General features: G+C 64.0%; 8 protein-coding genes. 1 reads left to right on the top strand and 7 read right to left on the bottom strand.

The features are described from left to right. Nucleotides 1-34 precede the first annotated feature (34 nt). Entirely contained in the window at nt 35-1,390 is a 1,356-nt protein-coding gene (locus NKI35_RS03340; RefSeq protein ID WP_352738542.1) for an LLM class flavin-dependent oxidoreductase, read from the top strand. 61 nt (nt 1,391-1,451) lie between these two features. Here the strand turns inward: NKI35_RS03340 and NKI35_RS03335 are convergent, their stop codons facing one another. The 7 genes from NKI35_RS03335 to glnT form a co-directional block, all read right to left on the bottom strand. After that, nucleotides 1,452-3,161, bottom strand: coding sequence for a trimethylamine N-oxide permease (locus tag NKI35_RS03335; protein WP_352738540.1), 1,710 nt, complete (start codon nt 3,159-3,161; stop codon nt 1,452-1,454). Nucleotides 3,162-3,466: 305 nt separating this feature from the next. Further along, the gene (locus NKI35_RS03330) at nt 3,467-5,836 is read right to left on the bottom strand and encodes a trimethylamine N-oxide demethylase (protein ID WP_352738538.1); all 2,370 of its coding nucleotides are present in this window, start codon (nt 5,834-5,836) and stop codon (nt 3,467-3,469) included. A 255-nt stretch (nt 5,837-6,091) separates the two neighbouring features. Further along, on the bottom strand, nt 6,092-6,718 hold the full coding sequence (locus tag NKI35_RS03325) for a sarcosine oxidase subunit gamma (protein ID WP_023729268.1): 627 nt from the start codon (nt 6,716-6,718) through the stop codon (nt 6,092-6,094). Next, entirely contained in the window at nt 6,711-9,704 is a 2,994-nt protein-coding gene (locus tag NKI35_RS03320; protein ID WP_352738536.1) for a sarcosine oxidase subunit alpha, read from the bottom strand. Before NKI35_RS03320 ends, NKI35_RS03325 begins: the two co-directional genes overlap by 8 nt. A gap of 181 nt (nt 9,705-9,885) precedes the next feature. After that, the gene (locus NKI35_RS03315; protein ID WP_023692160.1) at nt 9,886-10,161 is read right to left on the bottom strand and encodes a sarcosine oxidase subunit delta; all 276 of its coding nucleotides are present in this window, start codon (nt 10,159-10,161) and stop codon (nt 9,886-9,888) included. Nucleotides 10,162-10,171: 10 nt separating this feature from the next. Continuing rightward, the gene (locus tag NKI35_RS03310; RefSeq protein WP_023819021.1) at nt 10,172-11,425 is read right to left on the bottom strand and encodes a sarcosine oxidase subunit beta family protein; all 1,254 of its coding nucleotides are present in this window, start codon (nt 11,423-11,425) and stop codon (nt 10,172-10,174) included. A 36-nt stretch (nt 11,426-11,461) separates the two neighbouring features. Further along, nucleotides 11,462-12,769 carry a type III glutamate--ammonia ligase gene (gene glnT, locus NKI35_RS03305; RefSeq protein WP_023696631.1) on the bottom strand — a complete coding sequence of 436 codons (1,308 nt, stop codon included), beginning with the start codon at nt 12,767-12,769 and terminating at the stop codon, nt 11,462-11,464. Between the last annotated feature and the right edge of the window lie 22 nt (nt 12,770-12,791).

Here is a 12,791-nt window from a genome sequence, read left to right as displayed (position 1 = left end):
GCGGCAACGCTCATTCGCATCAGGTGATCATCCCATGGCAGACAACAAGCAATTGCGGCTCGGCGCCTTCATGCGTCCGGTCAGTCTTCACACCGGGGCCTGGCGCTATCCCGGCTCATATCCCGATGCCAACTTCAACTTCGCCCATCTGAAGCGCTTCGCGCAGACGCTTGAGGCGGCGAAGTTCGACGCCTTCTTCATGGCCGACCATCTGGCCGTTCTCAACATGCCGATCGAGGCGCTACGGCGCAGCCACACGGTGACCTCGTTCGAGCCGTTCACGCTGCTGTCGGCGCTCGCCGCCGTCACTGATCATATCGGCCTTGTCGCCACCGCATCGACAACCTTCGACGCGCCCTATCACATTGCCCGCCGCTTCGCCTCGCTCGACCATATCAGCGGCGGCCGCGCCGGCTGGAACATCGTCACCACATCCAATCCCGACGCCGCGCTGAACTTCGGCCTCGACGAGCATGTCGAGCACGACGAGCGCTATCACAATGCGCGGGAATTCTACGATGTGGTGACCGGCCTCTGGGACAGCTTTGCCGACGACGCCTTCATCCGCGACCCCGAGAGCGGGCTCTATTTCGATCCCGCGAGGCTGCATGTGCTCGACCATAAGGGTGAGCATCTCTCGGTGCGCGGCCCGCTCAACATTGCGCGCCCCGTGCAGGGCTGGCCGGTCATCGTCCAGGCCGGCGCGTCTGAGGCCGGGCGGCAGCTGGCAGCCGAAACGGCGGAGGTGATCTTCGCCGCCCACTCCGATCTCGCAGCCGGACAGCGCTTCTTCGCCGATGTCAAAGGCAGGGCCGAGAAGCTTGGCCGTTCGCGCGACGACATCAAGATCCTGCCCGGCGCCTTCGTCATCGTCGGCGACAGTGTCGAGGAAGCACAGGCCAAACGCGCCAAGCTCGACAGCCTGGTCTATTACGAGAGCGGCATTGCCTCGCTATCGATCGCGCTGGGGCACGACGCATCCGGCTTTGATCCCGACGCGCCCTTGCCCGAAATCCCCGAAACCAATGCCTCGAAGAGCGGCCGCGAGCGCGTCATCGAGCTGGCGCGCCGGGAGAATTTGACCGTCCGCCAGTTGGCGCAGCGGCTCGGCGGCTATTCCGGCCTTGCTTTCGTCGGCACGCCGAAAACCATCGCCGATTCGATGGAGGAATGGCTGTTTGCCGAAGGGTCAGACGGCTTCAACGTCATGTTCCCCTATCTGCCAGCCGGGCTCGACGACTTCTCCGAGAAGGTGGTGCCCGAGCTGCAGCGGCGAAAGCTCTTCCGGCGCGAGTATGAGGGCACCACCTTGCGCGAGAATCTCGGCCTGAAGCGTCCGCCGAACCGGTTCTTCGAAGGCTCCGAAGCGGTCATCCGCAAGGCCGGCTGACGTCTGCCACAAAAAGAAACGGGCGCGCCGAAGCGCGCCCATTCTTTTCAAGCCATCACTTTCAGATGACGAAGTACCAGTTGGCGAGCAGCATCACCACCAGGCCGGCGACCAGCGTCAGGTAGGGCAGCATGCCTGCCTTTTTGACCGAGAGGTCTGCGCCCGCCATGCCGAGGTCGGCCAGCATGTGGTCGGGGAACTTGCCCTTGTCTTGGACGTAGTGCCGGTAGCAGAACACCGGGATGATCAAGGCGGCTGTGATCAGGCCGGCCCAGAGCGCCATCGGGTTCCACACCTTGGCGCCGGCGCCCATGAAGATGGCGTTTACATAGGCGAAGATGGCGCCGAGGCCGAGCAGCCAGCTCGGCGCCTTCCAAGGCCGGTTGATGTGGCCGTTGTCGATGCGGTGGATCCAGCCGGCATTGAGGTTGAGGAAGTTGAAGATGATGTAGCCGCAGTTCGACACGGCGAGGATGAAGAAGAAGCTCGTCGCGTCGGCCGAGGCGATGGCCAGCACGATCAGGTTGAAGACGAGATCGGTCCACATGGCGCGCGTCGGCGCGCCATGCTCGTTGACGTGGCTGAGATAGCGCGGCAGCCAGCCATCGACCGAGCCCTGGTAGAGCGTGCGCGACGAGCCGGCCATTGCCGTCATGATGCACAGCACCAGCGCCAGGATCATCAGCATCACCAAGAGGCTGTGGATCAATGCGCCACCCCCGACCATGCCGGCCAGTGCATCGGCGACACCCGAGCCGTCGACGATCGGCGTCGCCAGCATGCCGTTGAGGCCCAGCACGCCCTGGAAGGTGAAGGGCACCAGGATGAACAGAAGCATGCAGAGCAGGCCGGAATAGAAAATCGCCTTGAACGTGTCGGTGCCCGGGTTCTTGAACTCCGATGTGTAGCAGACGGCGGTCTCAAAGCCATAGGTCGACCATGCGGCGATGAACATGCCGCCCAGCACCAGCGTCCAGCCGGCAATGTTCCACGAGCCGGGCTCCGGCGCGTAAGCCGCCGCCAGCGGCACCAGCGGCGAAAAGTTCGCCCAGTTGATCTGGCCGGTGACGATCGGCACGACACCGACGATCAGCATCGGGATGATGACCAGGAGGCCGATATACTTCTGCACATTGGCGGTGCCGAGAATGCCGCGATGCTGGATCGAGAAGATGATCAGCATCAGCACCGCGCCGATGAAGAAAGTGGCATTGAGGGTGAAGGAGACAGGACCTAGCGTGTGGCTGAACAGCGTCCAGTTGCGGATCGCCGGCGTGGCCGCCGCGGTCACCGCGGCGATGGCGTCGGCAGGCACCGTTCCGGCATGCGCCGCGATATAGGCGACGACGTCCGGCGACGCCTCGGTGAACAGCGGCACCGGCGCCAGCGCGTTGAGAATATAGGCGGCGGCGATCGAGCAGCCCAGCGACAGCACCGGCGACCAGGCGAACCAGTTGCACCACACCGACAGCGGCGCGATGAACTTGGAATAACGCAGCCAGGCGGTGGCGCCGTAGATCGAGGCGCCGCCCGACTTGTTCGGGAACAGGCCGGCGATCTCGGCATAGGTGAAGGATTGCAGGAAGCCCATGATCATGGAAGCGATCCAGATCCCGAAGGCCAGCGTTCCCGTCGTTCCGGCAATGCCGCCGATCGAAAACAGGACAAGGGCAGGAACGCCGCTCGCCACCCAGAAGGCGCCGCGCCAGTCGATGTTGCGGAGCAGCTTGCCTTCAGAGGGCTGCTCTAGGGCAGTGGTAATCGTGCTCATCTGTCTGAATTCCCCATTTTGTGTTCCCGGCCGGTGATGCCTCGGCTTCGCGAAGCTTGTTCCCCGGTACATGACCGCACGACTCCAGTGTTTCCACTCAGTCGTATTTTTTTCTTAACAGTGAAGATTGATCCGGCGCGCTTTCACGTCAAGTGATTTGTGGCGTCGTGCACATCACGGTTGCGAAACGCTCGCTTTGTCCTTCTCCCCTTGTGGGGTGAGAAGCGGTCCGCGGTAGCGGACGGAAAGCCAATTGCTTTCGAGCTTCGAACGCCCTGAGCCTGCGAAGGGCCGGGGTGCAACCCTCAGGATCGCGGCCTGGTCTTTTGCGGATCGTAGTGAGCGAAGGCCACCACCCGCGCCGGCAGCCGCTTGGCATGACCGTCGAGCTTGCCGATCTCCACCTCTGTGCCGATTGCCGCGTGGGTGACGTCAAGCCTCGCCAGAGCGATGTTTTTGTTCAGCACCGGCGAGCGCATGCCCGAGGTGACGACACCGATCTGGGCGCGGCCGATATGGACGCAATCCCCATGGCCGACGGCGACATTGCTGTCGATGTCGAGGCCAACGAGCTTGTGCTGCGGATGTTCCTTGCGCCTTATCAGAGCCTCGCGGCCGATGAAATCGTCGGTCTTGGCCTTCAACGGTACGGTGAAGCCAATGCCCGCCTCGAACGGGTCGGTCTGGTCGGAGAATTCGTAACCGGCGAAGATCAGCCCGGCTTCGATGCGCACCATGTCGAGTGCCTGCAGGCCCATCGGCTTCAGCCCGTGCGGCTGGCCGGCCTCCCAGATGGCATCGAACACTTTTTCGGCGTCGCGTGGGTGGCACCAGATTTCGTAGCCGAGCTCCCCGGTATAACCGGTGCGCGACACCACGACCGGAATGCCATTGCCGCCGCCGATGCGCGCGACAGCGAAGCGGAACCATTCGAGTTCGTCGATCGACGGTTGCAGCGGCGAGGTCCAGACCACCTCTCGCAAAATGTCACGGCTCTTCGGCCCTTGGACAGCGACATTGTGCATCTGGTCGGTGGACGAGCGCACCAGCACGTTGAGGCCAAGCTTCTTTGCCGTCTCGCGCAGCCATTCGCCGGACAGGTCATCGCCGCCGACCCAGCGGAAATTGTCCTTGCCGAGCCGCAGCAGCGTGCCGTCGTCGATCATGCCGCCATGCTCGTAGCACATGGCGGAATAGACGACCTGGCCGACGCCGAGCTTCTTGACGTCGCGGGTCAGCGTGTATTGCAGCAGCGCTTCGGAATCGGGACCGGTGACCTCGAACTTGCGCAGCGGCGACAGGTCCATGATCACCGCGTCCTGCCGGCAGGCCCAGTACTCGGCGATCGGCCCCTCTTTGGCGAAAGAATTGGCCAGCCAATAACCCCGGTATTCCACGAAGTTGCGGGTGTGCTTGGCGAAGCTGGAATGGAAGGCGGTCTCGCGGGTCATTTTCGGTTCCGAATCGGGCGTCATGCGTCTGGCGATCGCTCGCGAGAATTTGTGTTGGCCGGAATAGGTTCGCACATGGATGTCGGTCGGGTTCCAGCCATTGGCCGGTGTCGTGTCGTCGGGACAGGCGGAGGAGACGCAGACAATGTCGGTGAGCGCCCTGAGCAGGACATAGTCGCCGGCGCGCGACCACGGCTCATCCGACACCATGACGCCATGGGCGTCGATCGCCGTGTTAAAGAAGAAGTTGATCGCCATCCAGCCGGCACGTGGGGTGACACCCTTGTCGGCCAGCGCGCGGTTGAAATTCTCCGAGCAGTTGGTGTGGCCGGGATAGCCGATGTCGTCGTAATATTTGGCGGCACACGCCAGCGCGAACGCGTCATGCCGGCCGCATGTGTCCTGGATAACCTCGACCAACGGCTCCATGTCCTGGTCGTAATATTTCGAGTGAAGGCCGGGCATCGGGTAGCTCGACCCCATCAGCGTGCGCGTCGTCGTTACGTCGAGCGGATGGTCCAGCCCCTTGTCCAGCTTGCGCGCAGAAAAGCACTGGAAGTCGGTGCACTGGCGACCATCGACGTCGATGATCTGCAGATAGTCGCCGGCCTTGACGAAATAGGATTCGGCGGTTGCCGAATGGACGCGCAAATCGAGCACCGGATCGGCGAGCGGATCGGCGAGCTGCGATTTCGATTTCAGGCGCACCGTGGCACGGCGGACGATGACGGTGAGCGGCGTTGCCGTGTCGTGGCCGTCGACCAGCATCGGCCCGCTAGGCGCTGCAATCAGCAAGCCGCCATCGCGCGCGACGGTGAAGGCCTGCTCGGTGCCTGCCGGCGTGGCGCCGCCGAAGACGCGCACCGCCTTGGCCTGGTCAAGCTGCACCTGGCGGCGCTCGAGTCCGCGGCGCACGGAAGCGAGGCTATCGTCGCCCTCGGCCAATAGCGCCTTGATCCCGGCGGCATTGCTATTGGACTTTTCGCCGAAGATGGCGGGGTCGGTGGCGCCTGACTTGTCCCAGGCCAAAAGCTCGCAGGCCTGGCCGCCCTCGACATTGCGGATGGCAAATGTATCGCCGGCCTCGATATCGATCAGCACCGCGCCGTTACCGGGGGCCGCATACCGCTCCATGCCCGGCGGCAGCGCGATCTGGCCGGGCCGCAGGATGAGGCTTGGCCGGGGCGGCCCGGCTGTCACTGTGGGGTAGGGCGACTGGCTCATCTCAGCCTTGCGGTTCGAGAAACAAGTTTGCCTGTGTGTAAAATTACTTTAGCTGCAAGAATAGCAGCGCAGTTGCGTTTGGCAAGGCTGGCTCCCCCTTCTCCCTCTGTGGGAGAAGGTGTCGCCGCAGGCGACGGATGAGGGGTGTTCCAGCGGTGAGACGTTGGCGTACCCTGGAACACCCCTCATCCGTCTCGGCACTAACGCGCCGATCTTCCTTCTCCCACAAGGGGAGAAGGAAGAAGCGCACAAGCGCTACGCCAAATCCTCGGAATGCCCGATCTCGACACCATACTCCGCCGCCGAATCCAGCATCGTGTGCCACAGACTTTCAGCAAATGTCGCAAACATCAGCACGTTGAACACCGCCTGCCCATCCGGCCGGTCATTCCCGCGCCAGAGCGTGACGCTGGTGTGATCCATCGAGGTCGCGGCAGCCGCCCCAACCAGAAATGCATCGGGATGCAGATCGATCGACGACAGCTTGCCCAGCATCGCCCGCGCCTTGGTACCGGAGATACTGATCAGCACTCGCGCATGCGACTGGTCCGATAGCGAAGCGGAAGACGCGAACGTCTGGGCGAGTGCTTCAGTCCCATGCTTGCCGCCCTTCAACAGCACGAAGAACTGGTCCGGTCCCGACCAGATCAGCGTCGCATCCGAAGTCTGCACCGCCTTGGGTGTCTCAGGAGCCGCAACACCGAAGCTTGCCTTCGCGGCGTTGGCCAAATCTCCCGCCTTGCCGCGCCGCGCCATCACCTGGATCAGGTCGAAATTGCGGATTTCGGTCAGCAACACGCCGACATTGCCGTTCGCGCCGTAAGGCCCGACAACAAGTGCCCGCTCGATTGGACTACGAACATCCCAGGAAAACTCAGCCACGCTGGCGCCCTCCATCCGGATCGTAAAAGACGGGATTGCAGAGTTCGACATCGTAGTCTTCGCCGCGCAACGGGTCGTGCGCATGGACGATCTCGCCGATGCGTTCGCGGCCGCGCTCGACAAGGCCGAGACCGATCCACTGGTCGAGCGTCGGCGAGAAGCAGACCGAGGTGACGTAGCCTTGGTCGTTATCAGGCCCGGGCGTCTGGCCCTTCGGGATGATGTGCGCGCCGGAGCGTAGGCGGCGCGCAATGTCGACGGGCTTGATGCCGACCACGACCTGCCGGTCCGGCGCCACCAGCGCCTCGCGGCCGGCCATGACGCGGCCGATGAAATCCTTCTTGGTCGACATCATCTTGCCGAGGCCGAGATCGGCGGCGGTCGTCGTGCCGCTCAGTTCCGGTCCGGCGATATGGCCTTTTTCGACCCGCATGACACCAAGCGCCTCGGTGCCGTAAGGCGTCACGCCGAACGGCTTTCCCGCCAGCATCAGATTGCGCGCCATCGCCTCGCCAAAGCGGGCCGGCACCGAAATCTCGAACGCCATTTCGCCGGAGAAGGAGATGCGGAACAGCCGCGCATTGATGCCGCCGCGCAGCGCCACTTCGCGCGCACCCATGAACGGAAAACCTTCGTTGGACAGGTCTTCGGCCGGATCGACGATTTCCCTGAGCAGGTCACGCGTCTTCGGCCCGGCAATCGAGAACTGCGCCCACTGGTCGGAGACCGAGGTCAGCTGCACATCGAGTTCCGGGAACAGCACCTGCCGGCAGAATTCGAGATGCTGCATCACCAGCCCGGCCTTCGCCGTGGTCGTGGTGAGGAAATAATGGTCTTCGGCCAGCCGCGAGGTCGTGCCGTCATCATAGACGAGGCCATCCTCGCGCAGCATCAGCCCGTAGCGGGCTTTTCCCACGGCAAGGTTTGAGAAGGTGTTGATGTAGACGCGGTCGAGGAAGGCGCCGGCATCGGGGCCGTGCACATCGATCTTCCCCAGCGTCGAGACATCGCAGAAGCCGACGCCCGAGCGCACCGCCTTGACCTCGCGGGTCACGGATTCCAGCCAGTCCTTCTCGCCCGCGCGCGGATACCATTGCGCGCGCTTCCACAGGCCGGTGTCGACAAAGATCGCGCCCTGTTCGGCCGCCCAGTGATGCGACGGCGTCAGCCGTGTGGCATGGAAAGTCTCGTCGCGATGATGGCCGGCAAAGGCGCCGATGGCGACAGGCACGTAAGGCGGCCGATAGATGGTCGTGCCGGCCTCGGGAATGGATTTGCCCGACACCGCCGCCATGATGGCGAGGCCGGCGACATTGGACGTCTTGCCCTGGTCGGTCGCCATGCCGAGCGTGGTGTAGCGCTTCAGATGCTCGACCGATTCAAAACCCTCGCGCTGCGCCAGCTCGATGTCGGAGGCGGTGACGTCATGCTGCTGGTCTACAAAGGCCTTGCCTTTGCCGGCGACGTGCCAGAGCGGGGTCAGTGAGAAGGACTCGTCGCCGGCAACAGCTGCAGAGCCCGGATTGCCATTGCGTCCCGCGTCCCGCGCCGCTGCGGCGCCGGCCTCGAAACCTGCGCGCAGGCAGGCGCCTAGCCCGAAGTCGCCGTTAGCCGCACCTGCGGCGACCATACCGGGCGGCGCGCCGTCCGGCACGAAGGCGGCGATGTCGTCTCGCCATTTCGGCCGACCGCGATGGTAAGAGGTGAGCCCGACCGCCGGATTCCAGCCGCCGGAAACGGCAAGCCCGTCGGCCTCGACCTCGGCGCGCGCGCCGCCGGTCAGCGACACCGCTATTTTTCTTACGCCGTCCTTGCCGCCGTCGACGCCGCTGACCGAACCATGCAGCACGGTGAAGCCGTTCCTGGAAGCGAGAGAACGATGGGCAGGCGAGACGTCAGGCCGCGCGTCGATCACCGCCGCGATCTGCAGCCCGGCGCCGAGTGCCGTCTCGACCGTGCGCCAGCCATCCTCATTGTTGGTGAACAGCGCGATCCGCTTTGCCGGCGTCGCCGCATAACGTGTGACGTAGGTGCGGATGGCGGACGCCATCATCACGCCGGGCGTGTCATTGCCGGCAAAGACGATGGGACGCTCAATCGCGCCGGCGGCGACGACGCAGCGCTTGGCCACGATGCGCCACAGGCGCTGGCGCACCTGATGCTCGGGCGGCACCGGCAGATGATCGTTGACCCGCTCGATCGCGCCATAGGTACCGCCGTCATAGACGCCGAACAGGGTCGTGCGGGTCATGATGCGGACATCCGGCATCGAGCTGAGCTCGGCCAGTGTGCGCGACAGCCACTCCGCGGCCGGCAGACCGTCGATCGTGCCGCCATCCGACAACAGACGGCCGCCGGGCGCAAAATCTTCTTCGCACAGGATGACGCGCGCACCGCTGCGGCCTGCAGCGAGTGCGGCGGCGAGACCGGCCGGACCGGAGCCGGCGATCACCACATCGCAATGCGCCCAGGCCTTGTCGTAGTGATCCGGATCGGGGGTGACCGCCGCGCGACCCAGACCCGCGGCGCGTCGGATCGCCGGCTCGTAGACCATTTCCCAGAATTTTGCCGGCCACATGAAGGTTTTGTAGTAGAAGCCGGCGACGAAGATCGGTGCGAACAGCTGGTTCACCGACATCACATCGTGGCGCAGCGACGGCCAGCGGTTCTGGCTGGCCGCTTCGAGGCCTTCATAGAGTTCGGCCGTCGTGGCCTTGGTGTTGGCCTCGCGCCGTGCGCCGGTGCGCAGTTCGACCAGCGCGTTGGGTTCTTCCGAGCCCGCAGTCAGAATGCCGCGCGGACGATGGTATTTGAACGAGCGGCCGACCAGCTTGACGCCATTGGCGACCAGCGCCGACGCCAGCGTGTCGCCCTGGAAGCCGGAAAATGTCGTGCCGTCGAAGCGGAAGGTGAGGGGGGTGGAACGGTCGATGAGACCGCCGGATGAGAGACGATGAGAGGTCACGATGTCCAGCCTCTGATCCATATGGTGTCATGGCGAAGGATGGCGCCGCCCCTTACCCTCCCCCTTGTGGGGAGGGTCGCTGCGCAGCAGCGGGGTGGGGGTGCGGCACCGACCCCCACCCGGACCTGCGGTCCGACCTCCCCACAAGGGGGAGGTAGGGGGCTGGCGCTTTTCGCGACGGCTACGATTTCGACAGGATAGCTCATTTCGCCACCTGCCTCGCCCCGGCGCCCGCCGCCGGCTCCACCGCCGAGATCTCGTGCGTCAGCGTGTTGCGGGTGACCTTCAGCCAGGCCCGGCAGCCGCCGCCGTGATACCAGTTCTCAGCCATCACGCCGGCGACATTGTCGCGCAGATAGACGTAGTCGTAGACAGCATCCTCGCCGGCACCCGCCGCCGGCCGCGCCGGCTTGGCGTCGCCGAGATAGCTGAACTCGCCGAGTTCGCGTTCGCCGCAGAAGGGACAGACAATACGCATCTCGCCAGCCTCAGTGCAGGTTCGGTTGGGCGCCCTGGCCCTTTTCGTCGATCATGGCGCCAGTCCGGAAGCGGTCGAGCCGAAACAGCGCCGCCTCCTTGTGCGTTTCGTCACGCGCCAGAAGATGGGCAAAGACGAAGCCGGAACCGGGCGTCGCCTTGAAGCCGCCATAACACCAGCCGGCGTTGAGGTAGAGCCCGTCGACCGGCGTCTTGTCGATGATCGGCGAGCCATCCATCGACATGTCCATGATGCCGCCCCACTGGCGCAGAAGCCGCACGCGGCCGATCATAGGGATCAGCGCCATGCCGCCCTCGCAGACATCTTCCATGACAGGCAGATTGCCGCGCTGGGCGTAGGAATTGTAGCCGTCGATGTCGCCGCCGAAGACCAGCCCGCCCTTGTCGGACTGGCTGACATAGAAATGCCCGGCGCCGAAGGTCATGACGCCAGGAATGAGCGGCTTGATCGCCTCCGAGACGAAAGCCTGCAGCACATGGCTTTCGATCGGCAGGCGCATGCCCGCCATCGCTGCGACACGCGACGATGACCCGGCGACTGCCATGCCGACCTTGCCGGCGCCGATCTTGCCGCGCGACGTCTCGACGCCAGTCACCTTGCCGTTGCCGTCCCGGACAAAGCCGGTGACCTCGCAGTTCTGGATGATGTCGACGCCGAGTTCGCTCGCCGCATGGGCATAGCCCCAGACCACCGCGTCATGCCGCGCGGTGCCGCCGCGGCGCTGCAGGAGGCCGCCCTGCACGGGAAAGCGCGCATGGTCGAAATTCAGGAACGGCAGCATCTTCTTCAGCGCTGCCTGGTCGAGCAGTTCGGCATCGATGCCATTGATGCGCATGGTGTTGCCGCGCCGCGCATAAGCGTCGCGCTGCGCATCGGAATGATAGAGGTTGAGGACGCCGCGCTGGCTGACCATGGCGTTATAGTTGAGGTCCTGCTCCATCCGCTCCCAAAGCTTCATCGAAAGCTCGTAGAAGCCGGTATTGCCGGGCAGGCCGTAATTGGAACGGATGATGGTGGTGTTGCGGCCGGCATTGCCGGAGCCGATCCAGCCCTTTTCCAGCACGGCGACGTTTCTGATGCCGAACTCGCTGGCGAGGAACCAGGCGGTGGCGAGCCCATGGCCGCCGCCGCCGATGATCACCACATCGTAGTGGTCCTTGGGCGCCGCATCGCGCCAGGTGCGCTGCCAATTCTTGTGGCCGGAAAGGGCAGCACGGGCGAGCGAGAAGATCGAATATTTCATCAGGTCATTCCGAGGTCGCTCGCACCGCTAGGACGATTATATGTCCAGCGTGTGGTCGCGCTCCCATTGCGTGAAGTGCGAAGCATAGGAATTCCATTCCTGGTGCTTCAGCTTTAGATAAGCCGACGAGAATTCCTCACCCAGCGCCGCCTTGAGCGATTTGTCCTTGTCGTATTCGCGAAGCGCGTCGAGCAGATTGAGCGGCAGCTTCGGCGCGCCTTTCACCGTGTGGCCGTTCTGGTACATGTCGATGTCGTAGCGCTTGCCGGGATCGGCCTTGGAGCGGATGCCGTCGAGACCGGCGGCAATGATGACGGCCTGCAGCAGATAAGGGTTTGCGGCGCCGTCCGGCAACCGCAGCTCGAAGCGGCCGGGGCCGGGCACGCGCACCATGTGGGTGCGGTTGTTTCCGGTCCAGGTCACCGTGTTCGGCGCCCAGGTGGCGCCCGAAATGGTGCGCGGCGCGTTGATGCGTTTGTAGGAGTTCACCGTCGGGTTGGTGATGGCGGCCAGCGCCGAGGCATGTTTCATGATGCCGCCGAGGAAATTCTTGCCCTTGGCCGACAGGCCGAGTTCCATCGCGTTATCGGCAAAGACGTTGACCTTGCCGGCCTTGTCCCAGACCGAAATATGGGCGTGGCAGCCATTGCCGGTCAGGCCCTGGAAAGGCTTTGGCATGAAGGTCGCGCGCAGGCCGTGTTTCTCGGCCACCGACTTGACCATGAACTTGAAGAAGGAGTGCTTGTCGGCGGTGGCGAGCACATCGTCGAAGGCCCAGTTCATCTCGAACTGGCCGTTGGCGTCCTCATGGTCGTTCTGGTAGGGGCTCCAGCCCAGCGCCAACATGTGGTCGCAAATCTCGGCGATGACATCGTAGCGGCGCATCACCGCTTGCTGGTCGTAGCAGGGTTTTGAAGCCGTGTCGTATTTGTCGGAGATGACGCTGCCGTCCGGCGAGATCAGGAAGAACTCTGCCTCGACGCCGGTCTTGACATGCATGCCGTCAGTGGCGGCTTCCGCGATCAGCCGGCGCAGCGTGTTGCGTGGCGCCTGCTCGACTTCCTTGTCGTCCATGATGCAGTTGGCGGCGACCCAGGCGACATCGCGCTTCCACGGCAGCTGGATCACCGAATCCGGATCCGGCACCGCCAGCATATCAGGATGCGCCGGCGTCAGGTCGAGCCAAGTGGCGAAACCGGCGAAGCCGGCGCCGTCCTTCTGCATGTCGGCGATCGCCTGCGCCGGCACCAGCTTGGCGCGCTGGCCGCCGAACAGGTCGGTGTAGGAAATCATGAAATATTTGACGCCGTTCTCTTTGGCGAATGCGGCGAGATCGTTCCCCATTATAGTTCCTCGCTTATTTTGA

Origin of the sequence: Mesorhizobium sp. M0676 (assembly GCF_040320535.1) — a bacterium.
Taxonomy (GTDB): domain Bacteria; phylum Pseudomonadota; class Alphaproteobacteria; order Rhizobiales; family Rhizobiaceae; genus Mesorhizobium.
This window is presented reverse-complemented; position numbering and strand designations above follow the sequence as displayed.